Origin of the sequence: Paenarthrobacter sp. AB444, from assembly GCF_028736865.1 — a bacterium.
Classification (GTDB): domain Bacteria; phylum Actinomycetota; class Actinomycetes; order Actinomycetales; family Micrococcaceae; genus Arthrobacter; species Arthrobacter nicotinovorans_B.
The window spans coordinates 120,135-144,031 of record NZ_JAQZBY010000003.1 but is presented as its reverse complement, the minus strand read 5'-3'; the positions used below and the strand labels follow the sequence as shown (position 1 = coordinate 144,031).

The 23,897-nt window shown below is 63.6% G+C and carries 25 protein-coding genes; 16 read left to right on the top strand and 9 right to left on the bottom strand.

Annotated features, from left to right (window positions below):
* The first annotated feature begins 59 nt into the window (after positions 1-59).
* From idi to PQ627_RS05860, 6 genes are read left to right on the top strand one after another with little or no spacing between them, the layout of a single operon-like run.
* A complete protein-coding gene (gene idi / locus PQ627_RS05885; RefSeq protein WP_274259261.1) occupies positions 60-614 on the top strand; it encodes an isopentenyl-diphosphate Delta-isomerase in 555 nt (184 codons plus the stop codon).
* Positions 611-1,708: a polyprenyl synthetase family protein gene (locus tag PQ627_RS05880; RefSeq protein WP_274259259.1), complete on the top strand. Its 1,098-nt coding sequence runs from the start codon at positions 611-613 to the stop codon at positions 1,706-1,708. Before idi ends, PQ627_RS05880 begins: the two co-directional genes overlap by 4 nt.
* The gene (locus tag PQ627_RS05875) at positions 1,705-2,610 is read left to right on the top strand and encodes a phytoene/squalene synthase family protein (RefSeq protein WP_274259257.1); all 906 of its coding nucleotides are present in this window, start codon (positions 1,705-1,707) and stop codon (positions 2,608-2,610) included. Before PQ627_RS05880 ends, PQ627_RS05875 begins: the two co-directional genes overlap by 4 nt.
* Entirely contained in the window at positions 2,607-4,256 is a 1,650-nt protein-coding gene (gene crtI / locus PQ627_RS05870) for a phytoene desaturase family protein (protein WP_274259255.1), read from the top strand. Before PQ627_RS05875 ends, crtI begins: the two co-directional genes overlap by 4 nt.
* Positions 4,256-4,606: a lycopene cyclase domain-containing protein gene (locus PQ627_RS05865; protein ID WP_144661739.1), complete on the top strand. Its 351-nt coding sequence runs from the start codon at positions 4,256-4,258 to the stop codon at positions 4,604-4,606. The genes crtI and PQ627_RS05865 overlap by 1 nt, the downstream gene beginning before the upstream one ends.
* On the top strand, positions 4,603-5,820 hold the full coding sequence (locus tag PQ627_RS05860; RefSeq protein WP_274259253.1) for a prenyltransferase: 1,218 nt from the start codon (positions 4,603-4,605) through the stop codon (positions 5,818-5,820). The genes PQ627_RS05865 and PQ627_RS05860 overlap by 4 nt, the downstream gene beginning before the upstream one ends.
* Here PQ627_RS05860 and PQ627_RS05855 read toward each other — a convergent pair.
* Positions 5,815-6,336: a MarR family winged helix-turn-helix transcriptional regulator gene (locus PQ627_RS05855; protein ID WP_274259250.1), complete on the bottom strand. Its 522-nt coding sequence runs from the start codon at positions 6,334-6,336 to the stop codon at positions 5,815-5,817. The two genes, PQ627_RS05860 and PQ627_RS05855, sit on opposite strands and share 6 nt — an antisense overlap.
* A 112-nt stretch (positions 6,337-6,448) precedes the next feature.
* Between PQ627_RS05855 and PQ627_RS05850 the strand changes: the two genes are divergently transcribed.
* Together PQ627_RS05850 and PQ627_RS05845 are read left to right on the top strand one after the other, a co-directional pair.
* Entirely contained in the window at positions 6,449-7,240 is a 792-nt protein-coding gene (locus PQ627_RS05850; RefSeq protein WP_274259248.1) for a tryptophan-rich sensory protein, read from the top strand.
* Positions 7,241-7,312: 72 nt separating this feature from the next.
* Positions 7,313-8,674: an HNH endonuclease gene (locus tag PQ627_RS05845; RefSeq protein WP_274259246.1), complete on the top strand. Its 1,362-nt coding sequence runs from the start codon at positions 7,313-7,315 to the stop codon at positions 8,672-8,674.
* 24 nt (positions 8,675-8,698) lie between these two features.
* Here the strand turns inward: PQ627_RS05845 and PQ627_RS05840 are convergent, their stop codons facing one another.
* Positions 8,699-9,451, bottom strand: a complete 753-nt coding sequence (locus PQ627_RS05840) for a class I SAM-dependent DNA methyltransferase (RefSeq protein ID WP_274259244.1) — start codon at positions 9,449-9,451, stop codon at positions 8,699-8,701.
* A gap of 145 nt (positions 9,452-9,596) precedes the next feature.
* Between PQ627_RS05840 and PQ627_RS05835 the strand changes: the two genes are divergently transcribed.
* Together PQ627_RS05835 and PQ627_RS05830 are read left to right on the top strand one after the other, a co-directional pair.
* Positions 9,597-9,983, top strand: a complete 387-nt coding sequence (locus PQ627_RS05835; RefSeq protein WP_274259241.1) for a hypothetical protein — start codon at positions 9,597-9,599, stop codon at positions 9,981-9,983.
* Positions 9,984-10,175, top strand: coding sequence for a YegP family protein (locus tag PQ627_RS05830; RefSeq protein WP_274259239.1), 192 nt, complete (start codon positions 9,984-9,986; stop codon positions 10,173-10,175). It abuts the gene before it with no gap.
* Between the two features lie 5 nt (positions 10,176-10,180).
* On the opposite strand, the gene PQ627_RS05825 is transcribed toward PQ627_RS05830, so the two are convergent.
* From PQ627_RS05825 to PQ627_RS05810, 4 genes are all read right to left on the bottom strand, one after another.
* Entirely contained in the window at positions 10,181-12,535 is a 2,355-nt protein-coding gene (locus PQ627_RS05825) for a glycoside hydrolase family 65 protein (protein ID WP_274259237.1), read from the bottom strand.
* A 31-nt stretch (positions 12,536-12,566) separates the two neighbouring features.
* The gene (locus tag PQ627_RS05820; protein ID WP_274259235.1) at positions 12,567-13,298 is read right to left on the bottom strand and encodes an HAD family hydrolase; all 732 of its coding nucleotides are present in this window, start codon (positions 13,296-13,298) and stop codon (positions 12,567-12,569) included.
* Between the two features lie 8 nt (positions 13,299-13,306).
* Positions 13,307-14,305 (bottom strand): LacI family DNA-binding transcriptional regulator, encoded by a 999-nt coding sequence (locus PQ627_RS05815; RefSeq protein ID WP_274259233.1) that lies wholly within the window; start codon positions 14,303-14,305, stop codon positions 13,307-13,309.
* Positions 14,306-14,508: 203 nt separating this feature from the next.
* Complete coding sequence (locus PQ627_RS05810; protein ID WP_144661728.1) at positions 14,509-15,126, bottom strand: alpha/beta hydrolase; 618 nt, start codon at positions 15,124-15,126, stop codon at positions 14,509-14,511.
* 26 nt (positions 15,127-15,152) lie between these two features.
* On the opposite strand from PQ627_RS05810, the gene PQ627_RS05805 reads away from it, so the two are divergent.
* Together PQ627_RS05805 and PQ627_RS05800 are read left to right on the top strand one after the other, a co-directional pair.
* On the top strand, positions 15,153-15,602 hold the full coding sequence (locus PQ627_RS05805; protein WP_144661727.1) for a helix-turn-helix transcriptional regulator: 450 nt from the start codon (positions 15,153-15,155) through the stop codon (positions 15,600-15,602).
* 10 nt (positions 15,603-15,612) lie between these two features.
* Positions 15,613-16,014, top strand: a complete 402-nt coding sequence (locus PQ627_RS05800; protein ID WP_274259230.1) for a VOC family protein — start codon at positions 15,613-15,615, stop codon at positions 16,012-16,014.
* Positions 16,015-16,085: 71 nt separating this feature from the next.
* Here the strand turns inward: PQ627_RS05800 and PQ627_RS05795 are convergent, their stop codons facing one another.
* The 3 genes from PQ627_RS05795 to PQ627_RS05785 all read right to left on the bottom strand — a co-directional run bounded on the left by PQ627_RS05795 (position 16,086) and on the right by PQ627_RS05785 (position 18,705).
* Positions 16,086-17,228 (bottom strand): glutamate--cysteine ligase 2, encoded by a 1,143-nt coding sequence (locus tag PQ627_RS05795; RefSeq protein ID WP_373458808.1) that lies wholly within the window; start codon positions 17,226-17,228, stop codon positions 16,086-16,088.
* 32 nt (positions 17,229-17,260) lie between these two features.
* On the bottom strand, positions 17,261-17,671 hold the full coding sequence (locus PQ627_RS05790; protein ID WP_274259226.1) for a hypothetical protein: 411 nt from the start codon (positions 17,669-17,671) through the stop codon (positions 17,261-17,263).
* A gap of 260 nt (positions 17,672-17,931) precedes the next feature.
* A complete protein-coding gene (locus tag PQ627_RS05785; RefSeq protein ID WP_274259223.1) occupies positions 17,932-18,705 on the bottom strand; it encodes a GAF and ANTAR domain-containing protein in 774 nt (257 codons plus the stop codon).
* Between the two features lie 276 nt (positions 18,706-18,981).
* Between PQ627_RS05785 and PQ627_RS05780 the strand changes: the two genes are divergently transcribed.
* The 4 genes from PQ627_RS05780 to PQ627_RS05765 all read left to right on the top strand — a co-directional run bounded on the left by PQ627_RS05780 (position 18,982) and on the right by PQ627_RS05765 (position 23,876).
* Positions 18,982-19,314, top strand: coding sequence for a hypothetical protein (locus PQ627_RS05780; protein ID WP_260842453.1), 333 nt, complete (start codon positions 18,982-18,984; stop codon positions 19,312-19,314).
* 748 nt (positions 19,315-20,062) lie between these two features.
* Entirely contained in the window at positions 20,063-20,854 is a 792-nt protein-coding gene (locus PQ627_RS05775) for a DeoR/GlpR family DNA-binding transcription regulator (protein ID WP_144661722.1), read from the top strand.
* Positions 20,851-21,837, top strand: a complete 987-nt coding sequence (locus PQ627_RS05770) for a 1-phosphofructokinase family hexose kinase (protein ID WP_274259219.1) — start codon at positions 20,851-20,853, stop codon at positions 21,835-21,837. Before PQ627_RS05775 ends, PQ627_RS05770 begins: the two co-directional genes overlap by 4 nt.
* Positions 21,838-21,839: 2 nt before the next feature.
* Complete coding sequence (locus PQ627_RS05765) at positions 21,840-23,876, top strand: PTS fructose transporter subunit IIABC (RefSeq protein ID WP_144661720.1); 2,037 nt, start codon at positions 21,840-21,842, stop codon at positions 23,874-23,876.
* The last annotated feature ends 21 nt before the right edge of the window (positions 23,877-23,897 follow it).

Below are 23,897 nucleotides of genomic sequence, written 5' to 3'. Positions count from 1 at the left end.
ACATGGTAGCCTTTCTTCTAGCTTGTCTAGCAATATCAGCATCGGGAGGAAGGCGCAGGATGAACGCGACAGAGATGGTGGTACTCCTTGACGACGCCGGCAGGCCCATCGGCGAGGCCCCCAAAGCCCGGGTGCACACCCGCGAAACGCCACTCCACCTCGCGTTTTCCTGCTACCTCCTCAACGACGACGGCGAAATCCTCCTGACCCGCCGTTCGCCGGAAAAGAAGACCTGGCCCGGAATCTGGACCAACAGCTTCTGCGGCCACCCCGGCCCAGGCGAAGATCCCCTGGACGCGGTGACGCGCCGTGCACGCTTCGAACTGGGAGTGGATGCCAACAGGATTGAACTCGCCCTGCCCCACTTCCGATACAGGGCCGTCGACCCCACGGGCATTGTGGAGAACGAAATCTGCCCGGTCTACATCGCCAAGATCGGCGGCGAGGTGAATCCCAACCCTGCCGAAGTGGCCGACTGGGCCTGGATGTCCCCGGCATTGGTGGCCACGTCCCTGCAGCGAAGCCCGTCTGTCTTCAGTCCATGGCTTGGCCTGCAGTTCCCGCAACTCCTTGAGGCACGGGTACTCCAGCCCGGGACCGGAGCAAAAGCATGACCGTCACCTCCGGCGCTTTACGCAGCCGCACCGAGCTGTGCACCGCGATCGAAAATGAGTTAAGTGGCCTCATTGGAAAGCGCGCCAGCGCAGCCACCGCCTATGGCCCCCACTTCACCAGGCTCTGGGAACTCGCCGGCAACAACGTCCTGGGTGGAAAATTCGTCCGCCCGCTGCTGTTGATGGAAACTTTTGACGCCCTCCGGCAACCCGGGACCAACCACCGCGAAACCGCGATCAGCATTGCGGCCGCGGTCGAACTCCTCCACTACTCCTTCCTGCTGCACGACGACGTGATCGACGGCGACCTCGTCCGGCGCGGACACCCCAACCTCATCGGCTCCCTCCTCGCAGAAGCCCAGGCTCTTCCCCGAAACAGCGTCGAGGGAACCCGTGAAGGCAGCGACCTCCACTGGGCCCAAACCGGCGGCATCCTCATGGGAGACATGCTCCTCGCGGCCACCCACCAAGCCTTCGCCAGGGCAGACCTCCCCCACGCGCTCAGGTTGCGCCTACTGGACCTCCTGGAACACACCATCAACGAAACCGTGGCCGGTGAGCAGCTGGACGTCGGCCTGGGTGACGGCATCATCGACCCCCAGCTCGAAACCATCCTCGTCATGTGCGGCTACAAGACGGCCACCTACACCTTTGAGCTTCCCTTGCGGGCCGCCGCAGCGCTGGCAGGTGCCGACTTCGCCGTCGAAAATGCGCTCGCAACCGCCGGCCGCCATCTGGGCCTGGCGTTCCAGCTCCAGGACGACCTCCTGTCAACGTTCGGGGATCCCCGCCGGCACGGCAAGGATCCCTTTTCCGATCTGCGCGAGGGCAAGGAAACCGCGATCATCGCCCATGCCCGCACCACTGCCTCGTGGGTGGAGATTGAACCATTCTTCGGCAGGCCCGAACTCAATGGCGCCGAGTGCGAGCGTGTCCGCCGCCAACTGGCCGACTGCGGGGCCGAGACCTTCGTTAACGGACTCATCCGGGAACAGATGCAGGCCTTTACCGACCTCCTGGACAGCAACATTCCGCCGGGCGTGTGCCGGGTCTTGCTGGATCTTGCCGGGCAACTGGAAGGACGGCAGTCATGAGCGTCACCATGGACACCTCTTTTAGCCATTTCACCCGGACTGCCGAGCGGGCCGCCAACCAGGTTATTGCGGCCTACTCCACATCGTTCGGCCTTGCCTGCAAACTGCTGGGGCCGCGGCACCGCCAACATGTGCGCAACATCTACGCCCTGGTGCGTGTTGCCGACGAACTCGTCGACGGCGTCACTGCCGAGGCGGGACTCAGTTACCAGGAACAATGCGACGCACTGTCGCACTTCATTGACGAGACCCACCGCGCCGTGAAACTTGGTTACAGCAGCGACCTCATCATCCATGCGTTCGCACAGACCGCCCGGACGGCCCGGATCGACGGTTCCCTGATCGATCCGTTCTTCGAATCGATGCGCACCGACCTCGGCGAGCGCTCTTCCGCCCCCGCCGCTCCCCTGCGCTTCGACGCCGATGCGCACCAAGGTTACGTCCACGGTTCCGCCGAAGTGGTGGGCTTGATGTGCCTGCGCGTGTTCATACGGGATGAAAACATCGACGCCGGCGACGCCGCGGCGCTGCAGTACGGCGCAAGCCGCTTGGGGGCTGCTTTCCAGAACATCAATTTCCTTCGTGACCTGGCCGATGACACCACCCGCCTCGGCCGGAACTACCTGGGCACCTCGGAGCATCTGGAGGACCAGGACCGCATGGAATGGGTGCGCACCATCAGGGCCCAGCTGGCCGATGCCAACGCCGTCATCCCGCTCCTGCCACGTGATGCCCGGGCAGCTGTCCGCAGCGCCCTTTCGCTGTTCACTGCCCTGACCGACAAGATCGAACAGACCACCGTGGACGAGCTCTACCGTTCCCGGGTCCGTGTCCCCGACACGGTAAAAGCCGGTCTCGCCGCACGGGCCGTCGCCTCAACCTGGATGGAGCTGCACCGATGAAACGGACAGTCGTAATCGGCGGTGGCATCGCTGGGCTTGCCACCGCCGCATTGCTCGCCCACGAAGGACACGAGGTCCAACTCCTGGAGCAGCGCAGCGAAGTGGGCGGCCGGGCCGGAAGCCTCGAACGCAACGGTTTCCGCTTCGATACCGGCCCCTCCTGGTACCTCATGCCGGGCGTTTTCGACCACTTCTTCGAGCTCCTGGGCACCAGCACCGCCGAACAGCTGGACCTGCACACCCTCAATCCCGCCTACCGCGTCTTCAGCGAACCGGACGACGACGGCCGGCCGGAGCCGTTGACCGTCCCCTTGGGCAGCGAACAGGTTCTGGCGACGTTCGAAAAAGTGGAGCCTGGAAGCGCCAAGGAGCTCTCCGCCTACTTGGCATCGGCACGGCACACCACAGAGATGGCCGAGCGCTTTTTCCTCTACAACCCTTTCACCAAGCTCCAAGCCCTGCTCCAGCCCGAGGTGCTGCGGAGCCTGCCCAAACTGGCGCAACTTCTCCTGACTCCCTTGGACAAGTACGTGGCCCATCGCTTCGAGCATCCGGTCCTGCGGCAAGTACTGGGCTACCCGGCCGTTTTCCTGGGCACCAGCCCCTCGGACGCGCCGGCAATGTACCACCTCATGAGTGCCTTGGACCTGGGTGACGGCGTGCAGTACCCCATGGGAGGTTTCCGGGAACTCGTCAACCGCCTTGAGGCCCTGGCTCTCCAGGCAGGCGTCCGGATCCACACCGGTGCCGAAGCCCTCAAGATCACCACCCGCGAAACCACGAGGACCAAAAAAGTGGGCCGTTTTGACGGCGTGAAGCTTCCCGTGGCCCTCTCCGGCAAGGACCACCGCGAAGTGACCGGGGTGGCGTGGCGCGATACCTCGGGGAATGAGCACTACAGCGTGGCGGACCTGGTGGTCTCCGGCGCCGACCTGCACCACACCGAAACCCAGCTTCTGGGCGTGCGGGACCGCAGCTACCCCAATTCCTGGTGGCAGCGGCGCACCAGCGGACCGGGCGCCGTCCTGGTGATGCTGGGAGTCAAGGGCAAACTCCCGGAACTGCCGCACCATTCACTGTTCTTCACCCGGGATTGGGAAGCGAACTTCGCTTCCATCTTCGGAGCGGAAACCAGCATTCCCGATCCTGCGTCGATTTACGTCTGCAAACCCAGCGCCACAGATTCCGCGGTGGCTCCCGCCGGCCATGAGAATCTCTTTGTCCTGGTCCCGGTCCCAGCCGATCCGGCACTCGGTTCCGGCGGCCCGGACGGAACCGGCGACATCCTCATCGAACGAACCGCCGACGCCGCCATCGGGCAGATCGCCGAGTGGGCCAACATCCCCGACCTTCGCGAACGGATCGTTGTCCGGCACACGATCGGTCCAGCCGACTTTGCCCGGGACTACAACTCCTGGCGCGGCGGAATGCTGGGACCGGCACACACCCTGGGACAAAGCGCCATGTTCCGGGCACAGAATGCCTCAAAGCGCGTGCAAGGGCTCTACTACGCGGGAGCCACTACCGCTCCGGGTGTCGGCGTACCCATGTGCCTGATCAGTGCCGAGCTGGTCCTGAAAAGAATCCGCGGCGACCACAGCACCGGCCCTGTCAGCGTCAGGCCCGTAGCCAGCAGGATTGGCTGATGGGTGTCCTTTACCTGGTTTCGTTGTTGCTCGGCATCACCTGCATGCTGCTGCTCGACCACAGATTCCGGCTGTTTTTCTGGCACGACGCAAAAGCAGCGGCGACCGTAACCGCCGTCGGGCTGTTGTTTTTCCTCGGCTGGGACGCGGCCGGCATCGGGCTGGGGATCTTCCTCCGCGGAGAAGGGAACATCGCCACGGGTATCCTGCTTGCTCCGGAGCTGCCCATCGAGGAACCCGTATTTCTGCTTTTCCTGACCCTGTGCACCATGGTGCTGTACACCGGTGCCCGGCGGCTCCTGTCCCCTGTGCCGGGAAAGCGTCGCGAGAGGGAGCGTGAAAACGCATGACCTACCTTTGGCTCGCACTCCTCTTCGTGGCCGCGGCAGTGGTGGCGGGGCTGGCTTTCGCCGGTCATGCGTCAGGCCGCGGTGAATCCCGGCGGCATTGGCAAGCCGTGGGCCTGGCTTTCGCGGCACTCGCTGTCCTGACTGCGGTGTTCGACTCCGTCATGATCGGCATGGAGCTCTTCCACTACGACACCTCCCACCTCGTGGGTATCACGGTGGGCCTGGCACCTATTGAGGACTTTGCCTATCCGCTGGCCGGCGTGGTGGCACTCCCTGGCCTATGGATGTGGCTGACCCGACGACGTGCGAGCGGCGGCAGCGAGCGCCGTCACGCGGAGCCCAGGCTCAAGGGCCTCATTCCCCAGGCGCTGCTCGCATCACGCCCCGTCAGCTGGATCAACACGGCCTATCCGTTCGCCGCGGCCATGCTGCTGACCACCCGCGAGATCGACTGGGTTCTGGTGGTGGGAACGTTCTACTTCCTGATCCCGTACAACCTGGCCATGTACGGCATCAACGACGTCTTCGACTACGAATCCGACCTGAAAAACCCACGCAAAGGCGGCATCGAAGGCGCCTTGCTCCAACCACGGCTCCACCGGCCCATGCTGTGGCTCGCCGCCATCACCAACATTCCGTTCCTGCTGGTGCTGGCGCTCGCGGGAGGCCCGTCGGCGTGGCTGCCGTTGCTGGTGAGCGCTTTCGCGGTGGTGGCATACTCCATGGCCGGACTCCGCTTCAAGGAACGCCCGGTCTTGGACTCAGTGACGTCCAGTACGCACTTCGTAAGTCCCGCCGTCGTCGGTCTTGCGATTGCCGGCGCCGAGGTGACGCCCGGACTCATCATCCTGCTGGCCGCGTTTTTCCTGTGGGGAATGGCCGCACATGCTTTCGGCGCCGTCCAGGACATCGAACCCGACCGGCAGGCCGGCATCGGATCCGTAGCGACAGTCATCGGTGCCCGCCGAACGGTGCGGCTCGCCGTCGTGCTGTGGCTGGTAGCCGGCCTGGCCATGCTGGCGACCCCCTGGCCCGGGCCGCTCGCGGCGGTTATCGCCGTACCGTACATCGTCAACTGCGTGCCGTACTGGAACGTGACGGATACGACGGCGGCGCGCACCAACACCGCATGGCGGCGGTTCATCTGGCTCAACTACGGTTCAGGATTCCTGGTGACGCTCATCCTGATCCTGCACTGGAGCCTCACGTCATGAGCCGGCCGGCTCCTCGGGATCCTCATCAATGGTGTCCATCGCCTCCCGCATGTGCAGGAGGAAGTCCACCACGACCCGGGACTCGTCGGGGCTCAGGGCAGAGGCAGCTTCGAGCATCCGGCGGTGCATCCCGCCCAAGGTGTGGCGCACTTCCTGGTCCGACCCCGGCGTCGCCTTCAGAATCAGTGCACGGCGGTCCGTGGGATGCGGCTCCCGCCGGATATGGCCTGACTCCACCAACCGGTCGATCAACGTTGTCATGGATGCCGACGTTATCCCGAGCTTGTCTCCCAAGTCCTTCGGCTTCATTACCTTGCCGGCAGCTTCTGCCTCAAACAGGTACCGCAGTGCCAGCAAGTCTTTCTCGCCCATCCCCATGGAGGAACGTGTCCGGCGGCGCATCGCTTGTTCGGAGGCCCGGTAATCCCTCAGTGCGTTCAGGACATCGATGGCGATGGCCTTCTGTCCAGGGTCTTTTCCGTACCAATAGCCCCTTGCGTGGCCTTCCGTATCCATCCGATGTTCCTTCGATAAGCGTAAAGCTCGCTTCACTAGCAATTTGATAGTAAGTCACGGACCCCCGTGAATGCATGAAACCGCACATCCGAGAAGGAAAGAGGCTAATCACATGGCAACCGGAAGCCCTGATATCAGGCGGCAAATCACTGTGACAGCCAGCCTGGTTGTCTGCATCGTTGGCTCGATGATCGGCGTCGGCGTCTTTGGTGGGACGCCCATTGCGCAGGCCGCAGGCGGCGCCTTGGCAGCCGACTCCACCCTTCTCGCACCGGCTACGCCCGCCTTCTCGATCTGGTCCGTGGTGTACGCAGGGCTCATTGGGTACACCGTGTGGCAGTGGCTGCCATCGCAGCGCTCAAATTCCCGGCAGCGCGCCCTGGGCTGGGTCGTTGCCGCGTCCATGATCCTCAACGCCGCGTGGATCCTGTCCGTCCAAGCTGGTTGGCTTCTTGTCAGCGTTCTGGTGATTCTGGCACTTCTGGTGACGTTGGTCCTGGCCTTTCTGCGGTACAGCCAGACGCGCTCTTACTCGTGGGTTGAAGCTGTGGTGGTGGACGGAACCCTGGGGCTCTACCTCGGCTGGACCAGTGTGGCTGTTTGCGCCAATATTGCGTCGGCGTTGAAGGCCTTTGGTTTCTCCGGCCTCGGCCTGCGGCCCGAGGTGTGGTCGGTCGCCGTGCTGGTGGTGGTGGCGCTGATTGGTGTGGCTTTGGCCGTCAAAGGCCACGGCAGGCTCGCATTGGCCGCTGCCATCGCATGGGGTCTGGTGTGGATCACCGTTGGCCGCAGCTCCGACGCCCCCGAGTCATTCCCGACGGCGATCGCGGCTGCCGTCGCTGCCGCCCTGGTCCTGGGTGCCACGATCACGGTGCGGGCGCGGGTGGTGTTGGCTGCGGCCTAGGGATTGGCTGGCTTTTCCACATAGGGCGGTTGGTGCCTTTTGGGTGCTGTTGTTGGTTGGAAGAGTTGGGGCATGGAGCAGATACACCTTGGGGAGACGAAAAGAACTGGCGCGCCCCTGTCTGATGTAGCTGATTGCATCGTTGCCATCGGTTCGTTTCCCTTGAGCGCCGATACCGGGGAGCTGATAGCCCAGCTTCGAGAGTTGGAGGCTTTGAAATCTGCGATCTGTGGGTTGCAGGCCAGGGTGGCTGTTGCTTTTGATACAGCCCAGCGCGCCAGCGAGGCCGCGCGGGGTGTTCCCGCGGCGGAGCAGGGCCGGGGCGTCGGGGCGGAGGTGGCGTTGGCGCGCCGGGAGTCCCCGAACCGCGGTGCCCGGCTGTTCGGGTTGGCCAAGGCGTTGGTGGCGGAGATGCCGCACACCATGGCTGCCCTGGAGTCGGGTCAGTTGAGTGAGTGGCGGGCCACGTTGCTGGCGCGCGAGACAGCGTGTCTTTCGGTCGAGGACCGTGCCGGCGTCGATGCCGAACTTGCAGCTGACACCGGGACGTTCGAAGGAGCCGGGGATAAGGTCATTGTCGCCGCCGCGAGGGCCGCCGCGTACCGGCGGGACCCGCGGACTGTCGCTCAACGCGCGGGCCGTGCCGTGTCGGACCGGACGGTAAGTCTGCGGCCCGCCCCGGACACCATGACCGTCCTGACCGCGCTGCTTCCGGTGGCCCAAGGCGTGGCGGTGTTTGCGGCCTTGTCCAAGGCTGCGGACACGGCCCGGTCGCGGCCCGGTGCCGTGGAACGTTCCCGTGGCCAGGTCATGGCCGACACTCTCGTTGAGCGTCTGACCGGCAAAGCCGGCGGAATCAACGGGGTTGAGCTTCAGCTCGTCATGACCGACCGTACGTTGTTCCACGGCGACAGTGAACCGGCCCGACTCCAGGGCTATGGCATCGTCCCGGCCCAGTGGGCAAGGGAACTGACAAACCCCGCCCAGGCGACGGCGGGAGGGGAAAAGCCCGCAGTGGACTCTGAGTACAGTCTGTGGCTGCGCCGGCTCTACACCGCACCGGCCACCGGGGACCTGATCAGCACCGACTCCAAAGCCAGGCTCTTCCCACCGAGGCTCAGACGCTTCATCGAAACCCGCGACCACACCTGCCGGACCCCTTACTGCGACGCGCCCATCCGCCACACCGACCACATCATCCCTTGGCACCAGGGCGGACCCACCACCTTGGAAAACGGCGCCGGGCTATGCGAAGCCTGCAACCACAGCAAAGAAATCCCCGGCTGGACCACCACCCCCGGCGAACCAGGCACGAACACCCGCCACACCCTTACACTCCAAACCCCCACCGGGCACGACTACCAGTCCACAGCCCCACCACTGCCCGGCCGCCAGCGCGATGCGGAAGACAGTCGGGACCTCTCACGCGTCTAAGAACCCGGCAGGTCCGCCCTGGCTTCAGCGATCATTAAGCCGGTACACCGATACATGGCTGCGCGATTCAGCCGTAAATTCGCTCCGGTCCCAGTCCGCCCAACGGGCTTCCACGTGGAACCCCGCCAACCTGGCCATGAGGTCCAATTCGCTGGGCCAGACATAGCGGTGCGGCGTCCGGCCTATCCGCGCCACCCGGCTGGAAAGGTCTTCCTCGAACTGGACGTGGTGCGAGACAACGTGCTGGCGAAGAACGTCATAGGTATCCACCAACAGGTACCCTGGCTGGCTCACTTCCACCGTTGCTTTGTGTCCCTGCGGCAGCGAGCGCAGCTGCGGCACCCAAAGCTCAATAACGAAGCAGCCACCGGGTGCCAAATGCCGTGCCGCGTTCTGGAAGCAACGGACTTGCTCCTCTTGGGTCAGTAGATTCGCAATGGTGTTGAACACCAGATAAGCCAGCGTGAATTCCCCCGGGATCCGCGCCTCTGCCATGTCACCTTGGACCACGGGGATGGTTTGATGGTCTACTTTCGTTCGAAGGCGCCGGATCATGGCATGGGAAAGTTCGATTCCGCTCACCGCGACACCGGCTTCGGAGAGAGGCACGGCCACCCGACCGGTACCTATGGCAAACTCGACGGCGGCGCCCCCGCCCGCAAGTTCTGACAGGAACTGCACGGTAGGACCTAGAACTGCCGGGGAGAACATGCCCTCTCCCGGAGTGTCGTAGCGTTGGGCGGTTTCCTCGTCCCACAACTCCTGCTGGTCGGTCATCCTGCCACTATCGCAGGTTCCGTGCCGCAGGGTAATCCATGATGCCGGCAACCTGGCGTAACGATTGACATGACATAACTCACATTCTGTAAGCTACATTTAAGTCACGCAGCCGGCTTCCTTCGCTTCAAACAGGGAGGTCCTGATGGCCCCCAATCCCCCCAAAGCCACCATTGTGCAAATTCATGGGGCAGCAGCTTCCGCCGCTTCTGTAGCTCGACGAAGAGCAGCAGTTCCCCAGGGAAGGCACAGCGCAGCCAACAAACCCGACGCCCTGCTGGGGGCCTTGGCCGTGAGGCAACTGTTTCACCGCTGGCCCTTGGTACCTTCACGCGAACTCGAGCGGATCCGCCACGTGCTCTTGCATTGCGACCAGTTGGGCTCCCCGGACACCCACCACCTTTCCGAACCAGCCCAAGCGCTCCTGGAATTGATCAACAGCGAGTTGGACCGGCGACGAACCCAGGAAGACCACACGCAGCCGCCGGCAAAAGAAGCAGCGGCGGCTGCCGCCCGCAAGGGGGTCGCCTAGGTGGCCGGGCACTTCGAATTGTTCGAAGAAGCAGACGGAGATTGCCGTGTCCGGCTCGTCGATGATGACGGGACGGAACTTGCCCTCTCCGTCTGCTTCCGGGACCGGAAGTCAGCAGCCATGGCCATCTACTCGCTGCGGGAGATCGCGGCGAGCGGCCTGATTGAGGACCACACCTCGCGGGCCACGTAAGTCGACTAACGGATGATCGGAAGTCCCGCCGTCGGGAAGACGCTGGGGAAGATCGACGGCGGAGGCACCGGAACATCGTCCAGCGCCACAGTGACGGTCTCCGCACCGACGGTGACGTCGGAGTCCCGCACCTTCAACAGCAGCGGCCGGTCGCTGTAACCGGGCCCTCCCACGAGGGTGAGTCCAATGGACCCTTGCGCCAGGTCCACGGCGAGCAGTCGTCCCTGGACTTTGAGCTTAAAGGACAGCCCCTCCCATTCAGCGGGCAGCCGGGGGTCGAAACGCAGGACATCGCCTTGGTCGCGCATACCGGCGAAACCGCACACCAGGGAACTCCAAATGCCGCCAGTGGAGGCAATGTGGACGCCATCGATGGTGTTGCCATGGGAGTTGTCGAGGTCGATGAACAATGCCTCGGTGAAGTGTTTCAGAGCAACATCGCCGTAGCCAACCTCGGCTGCCATGATTCCCTGGACACACGCGGACAGAGTGGAGTCCCCTGTGGTGATGGGATCGTAGAAGTCGAAGGCGCGCTGCTTTTCCTCGGCGGTGAAGTCCTGCCACTGAAGGAACATCGCCAGCACCGTGTCAGCCTGCTTGAGGACCTGGTGCCGGTAGATCACCAACGGGTGGAAGTTCAGCAGCAGCGGGTACTTGGACTTGGGCGTGTTCCAGTCCCAGGGTTCCAGCGTCATGAAGTCGTTGTCCTGGCTGAACACTTGAAGGTGGGGATCATAGGGAAGCGACATCCGTTCGGCGGCCTGCCTCCAGACCATGCGCTCGGTTTCGGCGATGCCCTCATGCTCCAGCGCGGCTGCCGCCCGGAGGTTAAAGCGTGCCATGACGTTGGTGTAGAGGTTGTCGTTGACCACAGCCGTGTATTCGTCGGGCCCGGTGACGCCGTGGATGTGGAACATGCCGTCCTTGCCGAAGAAGCCCAAGGAAGCCCACATGCGGGCGGTCTCGATCAACAGGTCGGCACCGAGCTCTGCGCTGAATGTCTCATCGCCGCTGGCCCACTGGTAACGGTTGGCAGCAAAAGCGATGGCTGCGGCAATGTGGAACTGTGCTGTGCCGGCCGCGTAGTAGGCGCTGGCTTCCAGGCCGTTGATGGTGCGCCACGGGAACAACGCGCCGTCCACACTGAGTTCCTTGGCACGCACCCTGGCATCCGGAAGCATCGCATGCCGTGATTCGAGGACCTTCCTGGCACCACACGGGTTGGTGTACGTCAGGTAAGGCAGGAGGTAGACCTCTTGATCCCAGAAATAGTGGCCTTCATAGCCTGAACCGCTCACGCCCTTTGCGGGAATGCCGGCCACTCCGGCACGGGCGGTGGCCTGCGCGAGTTGGAAGAGGCTCCATCGAACTGCCTGCTGCATCTCCGGCTGACCGCCGATCGAGACATCGGCCGTGGTCCAGTACTCGTCGTAATGTGCCTTGCTCTGCGCAAGGATCTCCGGGAACGGCACCAAGTTGGCTTCTGCGTCCGCGGCCAGTCTTTCGCCCCGGTCTTCCGCGTCAGAAGAGCCGGCCACAACGTAACTGACCGACTTCTCGAGACGGAAAGTGTCGCCGTCGTGGATGGCCAAGACATAACGGACGGATGATTCGTCCTCGGCCACCAGCGTCTCGAACGGCTGGCCCTCGGCAGAAATCCAGTGGTCGACAGCCATGGCTACGCGCTGGCGGGACTCCGAGGTTTCCCAGGCAAGGCGCAGCGAACCATCGGCGCCGTGCAGGTGAAGTGGGAGAAGTACCCGGCCCGCGTGCCGGCCGGAACGCCGCGGGTCGTGGACCGAGTGGTCCTCCACAGGCTGGTCCTGGCGGTTTACGACGCCGGAGGTGATGTCAGCGGACACGTCACGGTCCGCGGACAAGGACAGTTCCAGGCCAAGACACCCGCGGGAATCGAACCCAACAGCGCGGCGCTCAACAGTGGTGACCGTAGCCCCCGAGCGGCAGGACCACACGATGCGTTCCTCGTAGATGCCCGTGGAGAAGTCCACGCTGCGGTGGTAGTCCAGCACCGTGGACTCGGCCAGGCTCAGGGCTTCGCCGTCGATGGAAACCGTGAAGTTGTTGGCATCCGGAACGTAGACGATCCGCTGGCCCGTCCTGGCAAAGCCGTAGGCGTTCTCGGCGTGCTTGATGTCCCAGATTTCATGGAAGCCATTGATGAACGTGCCGGGAAGTTCCCCGTCTCCGGCCGTGGAATGTGAACCACGGATGCCAAGATGGCCGTTGCCAAGCGCAAACAGCGTTTCCAAAGTTCCCTCGTCACCGGGAACGTGGATGTTTTCCACAAGCTTCCAGGGCTCGCAGGGGAAACGCAGCCGATCGGAGCTGATGAGTGCCATGGGCGGTTGAAATCCTTCGAAAAAAGTAGGGTCAGAGAAGTTCGTAGAGGTCATCGACCACGAGCGTGGCGCCTGCGTCCAGCAGGGTTTGCCGGCCTGCTCCGCGGTCAACGCCGATCACGGCATGAAACGGAGCCCCCGCGCCGGCCTGCACCCCGGACACGGCGTCTTCCACCACGATGCATTCCTCCACAGGCAGCCCAAGGAGCCCGGCGGCGTACACATAGGTGGCGGGGTCCGGTTTGCCGGGAAGTCCGACGGCGGCGGCCACCTGGCCGTCGACGACCACCTCGAAGTGGTGGTCCAATCCAGCGGCCTTCAGCACCGCTGGGGCGTTCCGGGAGGAGGAAACAACGGCGACTTTGAGTCCCCGTTCCAGGGCCGCGTTGATGAATTTGACGGATCCTTCGTACGGCTCGACGCCTCGAGTGTCCACGATCTCATTGAAGATCGCGTTCTTGCGGTTACCCAGGCCCTGGACTGTCTGGTTCGTGGGCGCGTCGTCGATTGGACCTTCCGGCAGCGCGATGCCACGGGAGGCCAGGAAGTCCCGGACGCCATCGAAGCGTGGCTTGCCGTCGATGTGGTCGAAGTAGTCGCTCTCCTGGTAGCCATCAAGGTGCCCGATTCCGGACAGGTAGCCGTCGAACAGTTCCTGCCACGCTTGCTCGTGCACTACTGCAGTGGGCGTCAGCACGCCGTCGAGGTCGAACAAAAGGGCTGAGGCGCCTGTCCAGGCATTACGAAGATCAGTCATGTGCATGGTTCCGTTCAGCGCTTGTGGCGCGTGGTTTTGCGTTCGATGAGCTTGGTATCGAGCAAGTGGTTCGAGGGTTGATGGGAGGGTTCGTTATTCAGGAGTCGGTCACACAGCAGGTTCGCTGCGAAGGCGCCTTGGTCGGCGACCGGTTGCGCCACGGTGCTGAGGCCGAGGAACCCGCTCATGGGATGGTTGTCTATCCCGATCACGGACACATTCTTCGGCACGGACAAACCGTACTCGCGCAGCGCGGTCATGGCGCCGAACGCAGCCTCGTCGCAATGGGCGAACACCGCCGTGGGCCGGGCACCACGCGTGATGAGCTCAGCCATGGCGCGTCGTCCGTCGTCGATGCTGGGATCACAGGAGACCACAAGGTCCGGGTGGACGGTGAGGTGGTGTTCATCCAGCGCACGGCGGAAGCCACGGAATCTTGGGACGTCGTTCAGAACGGGTTCAGCACTCGAGAGAACCGCCAGATCCCAATGGCCCAGGTCCAGCAGGTGTTGGGTTGCCTGCCAGGCCGCGTGTTCGTCATCGATACCTACATTGTCCCACGGAACATTTCGCATGCCTACGCTGGCCACCGCCAGTCCGCAGGCTTCCAACGCTTCCATCTCTTCGGGGTCGGGGTCAATATTGAGCAACAGCAGCCCGTCCACCCTTTGGGCGAGGTTTTCCAGGTTCCCGAAGAACTGCCTGCGGACACTGTCTTTGTTCCGGAGGCTGATCAGGACCGTGTCGTACCCGCTGTCACCCAGGACTTCCTCCGCGGCTTCCACGGTTTGGGCGAAGAACCACGACGTGGCGGTGGGTGCAACGATGGCTACGGAACCTGTACTTCCGCCGGCCAATCTGGAGGCAGCAGCCGAGGCTTTGTAGCCTAGTTTGCTTGCGGCTTCGGCCACCCTCAACTGGGCCTTTTCGGAAACGTTGGGGAGCTTCCTGAGTGCCCGGGACACGGTGCAAATCGACAAACCGGACAGGACGGCCACGTCCTGGATTGTCACCCTGTCAGTCCTAACCATGCAACACGGCCTCAACCCTTTCCATTCCCGCCTGACGCCTTGGCATACGTCCCGAAGCGGGACAACAGCCAAAAGTGTAAGCGCTTACAATTTTGTCATTCAATAGAGTGCGGCTGAATGCAAAAATGTGACGCGAATCTCACCATGGGTTTGATTACGGGACGGGAATCCCTTCTAATCCGTCGCTAACCCAGCACGTAGAACTTGAGGAACGCACTGACATCTACAAGTTCCGCCGGCTCGATCCTGTGCCCCATCCCTGGGTAGGTCCGCGCCGTCAGGGCCGTATTCGCGTTCAACCACTCCTCCGTATGGGCGATTGCGTCCTCATTGATGACAGGGTCCGCCTTGTCCCTTCCCCAGAAGAACGGCGGCGGAGTGTCGAACGACTCACTCAGGGCCAGGAGGTCATTGTCCAGGACGAACCCGGACAAGCCCACGGTGGCCTTAAAGGACTCGGGACGCAGACGCAGCAGGGTGCTGGCCATGGCCATGCCCTGCGAATAGCCCAGCAAGCTGACACTGCTGTGGTTGTCCTTCACGGAATTGATCCAGTCGAACACTGCGTTGGTGGACGTGATCACGTCGGCAAAGTCGTTGGTGAGGAAGTAGTCCAGCAGGAACCAGCCGTAGTGGTCACCTATAGCTTTCGGTCCGCGCAGAGCAGCACAGGTGAAAGCCGACGGCAGGCGGTCAAAAAGGTCGACCATGCGCTGTTCACTGGTGCCGTAACCATGAAGCATCACAAGCAGCGGGGTGCCTTTGCGCTGGTTTTCGGGCTTTGACCAGACCACTGAATCCATGGGCATGAGCCTAGTAGACTGACGCCATGACTCCGCAGGAATTGGCCAACCTGGCCCATCTGCGGCGCGCCCGCGATTTCATAGACCGCGAGTACGCGCGTCCTTTGGATGTGCCCACCATGGCGGCCGGCGCCCTCATGTCCCCAGCCCACTTCTCCCGCCAATTCAAGGCCGCCTACGGGGAATCGCCCTACAACTACCTGATGACGCGGCGGATCGAGCGGGCCATGGCCCTCCTGCGCGCGGGAACCAGCGTGACCGACGCCTGCATGGAGGTGGGCTGTACGTCCTTGGGTTCCTTCAGCAGCCGCTTTACCGAAATCGTGGGAATCACACCCAGCGAGTACCGTGCCCGGGAGCACCAAGCGGTCAAGGCCATGCCCAACTGCATCGCAAAGCAGCACACACGCCCGGACAGAAAAGGCAGCAACAACCTGAGCAGGATCGAAGAAGCGCCCACGTCACAGCTGCAATAGCGTGGGATTCATGAACATTTCATTGAAGTACGCACACGTCACTGTCAACGACGTAGATGAGTCGCTCGCCTTCTATCGCGACGCCCTTGGCCTGGAGGTCCGCAACGATGTCGGCTCCGACGGCCAGCGCTGGGTGACCCTGGGCAGCGACGCCCAGCCGGACCTCGAACTCGTTCTCTCCCCACCGCATGCCGGCCGCTCCCAGGCCGACGGCGACGCCATCCAGGAACTGCTCACCAAAGGCGTCATGCCGATGCTCGTGTTCAGCACGGACGACCTCGACGGCACGTTCGAAAAGCTCCGTGCCTCCGGAGCAGAAGTCCTCCAAGAGCCCATCGACCAGCCGTGGGGACCGCGCGACTGCGCGTTCCGCGATCCCTCCGGCAACATGATCCGCATCAACCAGGGCTAACCGCCCTGACCCGAATTAAAAGGTTCGACGACGGCGGCTCACGGGGCCGCCGTCGTCGAACCTTATCGTCGTCAAAGGCTCAGCAGGCCGGCGTCGGAAAGTTCCCCGTCCTGGTGCGTGGACGCGATCGCGGCGGACACGACATCGGACAGCCGCTTGCGCCGCGCATAGGCCTGGCGCTGCAGCCGCTCACCTGAACCGCGGCGGAGGATGGTGGCCACACCGGCCCGGGCGGCAGCCAGGTCCCCGGCTTTGGTCAGTGCCGGCCTGATGTGGCGCAGCAACGCGCCGGCAACCTCCGGAGCGGCAACGGGGGTCTGCTCCAGCGGGTGCAGGAGTTCGCGGTTGATGCCGAAGCGGCTGGCTTTCCAGTTGGCCATGCGGATCACATGGGTCAAAACGCTCGACGGCGGCTCGCCGCGCCGCCACTCAGCCGCCGAAGTCTCCACCAATGCACGCGCGATGACAGCCAGAGTGAGCGCGTCCTCGGCGTAAAGGCACACGTCGGCGATCCTGAGCTCAACGGTGGGATGGCCCCGGGACAAGCGGGCATCGAAGTAGATCATGCCTTCGTCCATGGGAACGCCGGTGCCCAGGAGCGACTCAAGCACGTTCCGGTAACCGTCGCCCGAGCCGAAGACATCCATGGGGCCGGCAGTGGGCCAGCGGTTCCAGATCTGGGTGCGGTAGCTCGCGAAGCCGGTGTCTGCTCCCATCCAGAAGGGCGAATTGGCGCTCAACGCCAGCAGGACGGGCAGCCAGTGACGCATGCGGTCCAGGACCGCAACACCCTCCTCAGCTGACTCGATGGACACATGGACGTGGAAGCCACATGTGAGTTGCTCGCGTGAAATCAGGCCAAACTCCGTACCCATGGCCGCGTACCGCTTGTTTCCCGCAGTGGGTGTCGCATGAAAAACAGGCGGGGTGGCCAAGGCCGCCACCCTTGCGCCCAGCGTTCTTGCTGCCTTGTCGGACAAGGATCGTCCGGCACGGATCTCAGCCCTGAGTTCGGCCGCCGTGCGGCACGGGCGGGAGTTGACTTCGATTTGCTCCTGCTTGAATTCTGATTTCAGCGACGCGGCATCATCCGTGGCATCCCCGTTCTGTGCCGCCGCCACGTCCAGGATCTCCGCCGCCATGGCCAAGGGCATACCGTCCGAAGGATCGGCGATCAGCAGTTCCTCCTCCACCCCAAACGTACGCACGATCACCCCTCCCACCCTGGATTAGTCAGAAGCGGCGGTTATCCAATGTGGCGTGGAACCTCCATTTGGAAACCGCAACGGCAATGCAGCACCTGGGTCTGCAAGTACACCTCAAGAAGATTCGGACCTTCAGGATCGTCCGTGCTCCGGGGAGCCTCAATCACGTGTTCAGCAGGCCGGCCCAGTGTCATGGGATCGCCGCAGTGGGTGCAACTGAACCACAGCCCTGCTGCGGCGGTGGAAAGAAACTCCTGTTGAATTGCCGGCACCAGCGTCGCCAAGCGGACGGGGTGGGCATAGAACGTATCGCATTCGCTGCAGGTGTAGCTGACGTCGACCACTTCCGACTGGTGTGGTTCTGACTCCACCACCGTCTCCACGAAAATGTAGGAATCCGTGGCGCATGCTGTGCACCACGGCCGTGCTTCGGTCACAGGGGGCACAGTCATCGACCCTTGTGAAGGTTTAGGGACAGGAAGGGATCCAAGCGTCATTGCCGTTCTCCTTTGCTACTACAAGGAGCCAGCATGCGTTGAAGCTGCCAGCCGGTCGATAGTGACCTCGGCTGAGAGTGCAGTTTTTGGGCCATTCGGGATGGCACCACGTCATGAGGCTCCAAAGGCTATCTGCTTAACCCACCTAAAATGTAGTTCACCAGTGGCGTGGGTCACAAGTCACGGACTGGCCAAGGGCCTGCGGTGGAAGCGCATCAAGGCTCGAAATGGGCGACCGGCGACTCCTTGGCCACGTTCTTGACCAGCCCCTCGGCAACGTCGCGCAGCTTCTGGTTCCGGCTGCTGGAAGCTTTCTTGAGGATCTGGAACGCCTCGTCCTGGGTGCAGCGGTTTTGCCCCATGATAATGCCGCAGGCCAGGTCGATAACGGTCCGCGATTGCATCGCGTCCTTGAGGTCGTCGGCGTGCTGCTGCTTCACACCGATCCGGACAGCGAGGCGCAGCGAGCGCTCCGCCTGGCTGGCGTACAGCTCGCATTCCTTAATGATGGCATCACTGAAGGCGCCGGCCTGCGGAGCGAAAAAGTTCAGGGCGGCGGTAGCCCCTTCATCCAGCTCCAAGGGAACGCAGAGGGCGGAAAGATGGCCACGGTCCGCGATCACCTTGCAGTAGTCCGGCCAACGCAACTCGGTGGACGTATCGGGCACGTGCACGGTGGAGTGCGTCCGCATCGCCTCGAGGCAGGGACCATCACCGTATGCCTGCTGGACTTCGTCGATCAGCCTGGCTTCATGGGTACTGCCCGCCACTGTGGCCGTACGCCTTCGCCGGCTCAGGGTGATGCCGCAATGCACGTTCAGGCCTACGGCTGCCGATACTGCCGCGGCTGAAAACACAGCGAGATCTCCGAGGAATCCACCGACATCCTCGCTGTCAATAACAAGGTCCTGAAGCCGTTCAGGTACCGAAATATCGTCGGGCGCCGAGGCCGGTTCAGGCAGCGCCAATTCAACGTTCATTTCGTCCATGCCTTAGTTTACGGTCGGGGGGAAGCTCCCCGTCACCCCTTCAGGGAATGACATCAGAATCCTTGCATATGCGGTGCACCTATGTGCACAATCTACCTACAGTCCCGCATTCCCAGGACAGGCTTTACGGCTCATGCAGACGGGCTACCCGCATTTTTGATGCCGAGGTACAGACCCATGCCGGCCCAGCCAGCGTCCAGAGTTCCGGACGAAGCCCACCAACCGCCTGACGAGCCCCTTTGGTGCGCCCGGTGCAATACTGACAAGCATCTTTTGGTGAATTCGATCCAATCCCACTATCCACCGGCGCCCAACATGGTGGACGTGGCATATGAGTGTCACGCCTGCCGGTACTCCTACCAGCAGATTGCCTCGGTCCAACGGGTAGCTGCAGTACTCAACCGGCCCGGCATCACCCAAGGCGTACTTCAGTTCGGCGGTCAGTATCTTCACTGCGGCGAACCCATGAAGACCAGCAGTTGCGAACTTCGGAGGATACAAACCCCTTTGGTGTTGAAGCCCGGGGGCCAGCTGCGGATGTACGAGGTCCTCATCAACACGCGAATCCTTGGATGCCATTGCGGCTTCCGGATGGAAATTCCCGACTGACCGCAACGGTGCGGCCATGGAGAGCAGCAGTAGTTCTGGAGCTACCGAAAGGGACAGCATGCACGCGGAATCACATAAGAGGGAATCATCCAGCAAGGCGCGGAGCCTTGGCCGGTATGGACAGTCCGGCAGGCACAAGCTGCCCGATCCTCCGGATCCGGACAACCTGCCCATCGACTACAGGAGCTCCGGATGGGACTCCAGCCGGTACCCGTCCAGCGCCCCGGAAAGTCTCAGGCCGGCCCACTTGCCCCGGAAAAAGAGTGCTTGATGGAGAGCGGTTTTCCGGACCCGGGCCAACCCACCCCGCCTCGCGGACCCGGGCCGACTCCCGAGCCGGTTCCTTTGCCTGAACCAGGCCCGCCGCCCGTCCCGGAACCCACCCCGGACCCGGCTGTCCCGCCGCCCGCAAGGCCGGGCGGCCCAGGACAGGACAGCCCAGGAACGGGCAGCCCAGGACCGGGGAACCCGCCGTCCACCTAGGACGGTTCGCACCCCAAGGACCGGATCCCGGCAGAATTCCCCCAGTCAGGATCCGATACGAGGGCATGTCGCGCTACAGGGAGCGCGACATGCCCTTTTTCATGCCCGGATACCGTTGCGCACCGCAGCAGCAATCTGTGTTTATGTTGGTTTCTATTGACTTACCAACACAAACAAAGATAGAGTCAATCAATTCCACATCGTTGTGACAGCAATCACGCAAGTGGCTGCATCGAAAATCCGGCTTTACCGCAATGGAGGGTAAGTGTTCGCTGAAGAACGCCAACAACTGATCTCCGCACTCGTCGCAGAGCGCGGACGGGTGAGCGTGACCGACCTCGCCGATCGTTTCAGCATCACCACTGAGACCATCCGCCGCGATCTCGCAGCCCTTGAAGTCTCCGGAAACCTCCGGAGGGTCCACGGCGGCGCCGTGCCCTCCGACCGCCTCAGCACCCGTGAGGAAAGCATCCTCGAGCGAGCCGTACAGCGCCAGGCCGAAAAGCTCCGCATCGCAAGCGCCGCCCTCGCCCTGATTCCCGAGCCCACCACGGGCAGCATCCTCCTTGACGCCGGCTCCACGACGGAGACCCTCGCCGAACTGCTGGCCCAGCGGACCCCTTCGGCCAACAGCACGGAAGAGCTGGTGGTGATCACCCACGCCATCCCCATTGCCGGCAAGCTCTCCTCAACTCAGGGCGTCGCGCTCCAGATCCTCGGGGGTCGTGTCCGCGGACTGACCCAGGCCGCCGTCGGGCAGTCCACAGTCGAAGCCGCCTACCGGCTCCGGCCGGACATCGCGTTCGTAGGCACCAACGGGATCCACCCCGTCTTCGGGCTGAGCACGCCCGATCCCGAGGAAGCCGCCGTAAAGGCGGCCTTCGTCAAGTCAGCCCGCCGCGTTGTGGCCCTGGCCGATTCGTCCAAGCTGGATGCCGAAACCCTGGTCCAGTTCGCCACCTTGAAGGATGTTGACACCTTGATTACTGACCAGCAGCCATCGGCTGAACTCTCGGCGGCTTTGGCCGACGCCGGCGTAGACGTGGTGGTCGCATGATCGTCACCCTCACGGCCAACCCGAGCCTGGACCGCACCGTCGAACTCCCCGGCGCCCTGGCCCGCGGCGAGGTGCAACGCGCCGTCGCCGTCCATCAGGAATCCGGTGGAAAGGGCGTCAACGTGTCGCGGGCACTCGTGGCCTCCGGCCTCGAAACGCTGGCAGTCCTGCCGGGCGCGGATGCTGATCCCGTCCTCGCCGGACTGCACGACGGCGGCGTGCCGTTTGCGGCCCTGCCCATCGGTCAGGCGCTGCGCAGCAATGTCACGCTCACCGAACCGGATGGCGTCACCACCAAGATCAACGAACCCGGCCCGGAGCTGAGCGGTGAACAGCAGGAGGCCCTGATCGGGCTGTTGCTGGAGCGCTCCCGTGGCGCCAGCTGGGTTGTTCTCGCAGGCTCACTCCCACCAGGAGTACCTGCGGACTTTTACGCCACAATCGCACGCCGGCTCCGGTCGGCCGCGGATGGAACGGCTGCTCCCGGCATCGCCATCGACTCCTCCGGAGCCCCGCTGGCGGCGGCCCTGGAGGGCGATGCCCTGGGAAAACCGGACCTCCTCAAGCCGAACGCGGAAGAGCTCGCAGAGCTTGCCGCCGCTGCCGGTTTCACGAACGTCTCCACAGCTGAGCAACTGGAAGCAGACCCGGCCAAAGCCGCCGAAGCTGCTGCCGCCGTCGTCGCCAGCGGTGTGGGTGCCGTTCTCGCAACTCTGGGGTCAAAGGGCGCAGTCCTGGTGACCGCAGACGGAGCGTGGCTTGCCACGCATCCGCCAATCAAAGCGGTCAGCACTGTAGGCGCCGGGGATTCCTCCCTGGCCGGCTACCTGCTGGCCGCAACCCAGGGCGGTTCCGCACAGGACTGCCTCCGTCAAGCCGTGGCACATGGTGCCGCTGCCGCTTCGCTGCCGGGCTCCACTGTCCCGGCAGTCCACCAGACAGCCCCCGACGCCGTAACCATCACGGCCCTCCAGAAGGACTAACAGTGACCCAGCTGATCACACCCCAATTGGTCACCCTCGACCAGAACCTGGGCGACTCCCCTGCCGACGTCATCCGCGTCCTGGCCGGCAAAGTTGCCGCCGCTGGCCGTGCCACCGAGGTCGAAGGCCTGTTCGCCGACGCCTTCGCCCGCGAGCAGAAGACCGCTACCGGCGTCCCCGGTGGCATCGCCATCCCGCACTGCCGCTCCGCCGCTGTAGCTGAGCCCGCCCTGGCCATGGCCCGCTTGTCGCACAAGGTGGATTTCGGCGCCAAGGACGGCCCGGCGGACCTCATCTTCTTCATCGCAGCCCCGGACGGCGCGGACCAGGAGCACCTGAAGCTGCTCTCCAAGCTGGCCCGTTCCCTCATCAAAAAGGACTTCACGGCAGCGCTGCGCGCAGCATCCTCCGAACAGGAGATCGTGGAGCTGGTAGATGGCGCCCTGGCGGACAAGCCTGCTGCGCACGCGGCACCTGCCCCTGAAGCGGCTCCCGCAGCGAGCACGACGGCGGCTGCCGCACCCAAGCGCATCGTGGCAGTGACCGCTTGCCCCACCGGCATCGCGCACACCTATATGGCAGCTGATTCCCTGGTTGCCGCAGCACAGGAAATGGGCGTTGACCTGCAGGTCGAAACGCAGGGTTCCTCCGGCGCCAAGCCTCTGGACCCGGCCGTGATTGCGGCAGCGGACGCGGTGATTTTCGCCGTCGACGTCGACGTTCGCGGCAAGGAGCGCTTCGCCGGCAAGCCGGTGATCAACGCGCCGGTCAAGCGAGGCATTGACGAGCCCGCCAAGATGGTCCAGGAAGCCCTTGCCGCCGCCGAGGACCCGCATGCGCGCCGCGTCCCACACTTCGGTGCCGAAGAGCAGGCGGAGCGTGCCGAAGAGGAAAAGGGTGAGCACATCGGCCAGAAGCTCAAGCGCGCCCTCCTCACCGGTGTCAGCTACATGATTCCGTTCGTGGCCGGTGGTGGTCTCCTGATCGCCCTTGGCTTCCTGATGGGCGGCTACCTGATCACCAGCTTTGCGGACAAGATCGTTGTCGAGAACAGCATCTTCAACCTGCCCACCGAGTTCCCGGACAACGCTTGGGGCCCGCTGGGCGCCTACCTCGGCGCTGTCCTGTTCAAGATCGGCGCCCTCTCCCTCGGGTTCCTCGTTCCGGCGCTGGCCGGCTACATCGCCTACGCCATCGCGGACCGTCCCGGTATCGCGCCCGGCTTCGTGGCCGGTGCGGTGTCCGGGTTCATGGGCGCAGGCTTCCTGGGCGGTATTGTCGGCGGTCTCCTGGCAGGCTACGTCGCTTACCAGATCGGCAAGCTCGATGTCCCACGCTGGCTTCGCGGCCTGATGCCCGTGGTGATTATCCCGCTGCTGGCGTCCCTGGTTGCCTCCGGTTTGATGTTCCTGATCCTGGGCGCCCCCATCGTGGCACTCACCAACGCCCTCAATGCCGGACTCTCCAGCCTCACCGGCGCGGGAGCAATCGTCCTCGGCATCATCCTGGGTCTCATGATGTGCTTCGACCTCGGCGGTCCGGTCAACAAGGTCGCTTACGCCTTTGCTGTTGCCGGCCTTGGCGCCGCGAGCGTCTCCAACCAGGCTCCGTGGCAGATCATGGCAGCCGTCATGGCAGCAGGCATGGTTCCGCCGCTGGCCATGGCCCTGGCAACTGTGCTGGACAAGAAGCTGTTCTCCCTTGCCGAGCGCGAAAACGGCAAGGCGGCCTGGCTCTTGGGTGCCTCGTTCATCTCCGAAGGCGCCATTCCGTTCGCCGCAGCCGACCCCCTGCGCGTCATCCCCGCCAGCATGGTGGGCGGCGCCGTAACGGGTGCACTGTCCATGGCCTTCGGAGTTACGTCCAAGGCACCCCACGGCGGCCTGTTTGTCTTCTTCGCGATCGACAACTTCCTGCTGTTCTTCCTCTCAATCGCTGTTGGCGTAGTCATCACCGCACTGCTGGTCATCGCCCTCAAGCGCTGGGCCGTGAAGAAGCCGGTTGAAGCGGAAGCCACCCCGGCAACCGTCAGCGTCTAGACTTCCCACGAAGCCACCCAC

Coding starts and splice junctions, on each gene's coding strand:
- idi (WP_274259261.1), top strand. CDS start 60: ATGAACGCGACAGAGATGGTGGTACTCCTTGACGACGCCGGCAGGCCC.
- PQ627_RS05880 (WP_274259259.1), top strand. CDS start 611: ATGACCGTCACCTCCGGCGCTTTACGCAGCCGCACCGAGCTGTGCACC.
- PQ627_RS05875 (WP_274259257.1), top strand. CDS start 1,705: ATGAGCGTCACCATGGACACCTCTTTTAGCCATTTCACCCGGACTGCC.
- crtI (WP_274259255.1), top strand. CDS start 2,607: ATGAAACGGACAGTCGTAATCGGCGGTGGCATCGCTGGGCTTGCCACC.
- PQ627_RS05865 (WP_144661739.1), top strand. CDS start 4,256: ATGGGTGTCCTTTACCTGGTTTCGTTGTTGCTCGGCATCACCTGCATG.
- PQ627_RS05860 (WP_274259253.1), top strand. CDS start 4,603: ATGACCTACCTTTGGCTCGCACTCCTCTTCGTGGCCGCGGCAGTGGTG.
- PQ627_RS05855 (WP_274259250.1), bottom strand. CDS start 6,336: ATGGATACGGAAGGCCACGCAAGGGGCTATTGGTACGGAAAAGACCCT.
- PQ627_RS05850 (WP_274259248.1), top strand. CDS start 6,449: ATGGCAACCGGAAGCCCTGATATCAGGCGGCAAATCACTGTGACAGCC.
- PQ627_RS05845 (WP_274259246.1), top strand. CDS start 7,313: ATGGAGCAGATACACCTTGGGGAGACGAAAAGAACTGGCGCGCCCCTG.
- PQ627_RS05840 (WP_274259244.1), bottom strand. CDS start 9,451: ATGACCGACCAGCAGGAGTTGTGGGACGAGGAAACCGCCCAACGCTAC.
- PQ627_RS05835 (WP_274259241.1), top strand. CDS start 9,597: ATGGCCCCCAATCCCCCCAAAGCCACCATTGTGCAAATTCATGGGGCA.
- PQ627_RS05825 (WP_274259237.1), bottom strand. CDS start 12,535: ATGGCACTCATCAGCTCCGATCGGCTGCGTTTCCCCTGCGAGCCCTGG.
- PQ627_RS05820 (WP_274259235.1), bottom strand. CDS start 13,298: ATGCACATGACTGATCTTCGTAATGCCTGGACAGGCGCCTCAGCCCTT.
- PQ627_RS05810 (WP_144661728.1), bottom strand. CDS start 15,126: ATGGATTCAGTGGTCTGGTCAAAGCCCGAAAACCAGCGCAAAGGCACC.
- PQ627_RS05805 (WP_144661727.1), top strand. CDS start 15,153: ATGACTCCGCAGGAATTGGCCAACCTGGCCCATCTGCGGCGCGCCCGC.
- PQ627_RS05800 (WP_274259230.1), top strand. CDS start 15,613: ATGAACATTTCATTGAAGTACGCACACGTCACTGTCAACGACGTAGAT.
- PQ627_RS05790 (WP_274259226.1), bottom strand. CDS start 17,671: ATGACTGTGCCCCCTGTGACCGAAGCACGGCCGTGGTGCACAGCATGC.
- PQ627_RS05785 (WP_274259223.1), bottom strand. CDS start 18,705: ATGGACGAAATGAACGTTGAATTGGCGCTGCCTGAACCGGCCTCGGCG.
- PQ627_RS05770 (WP_274259219.1), top strand. CDS start 20,851: ATGATCGTCACCCTCACGGCCAACCCGAGCCTGGACCGCACCGTCGAA.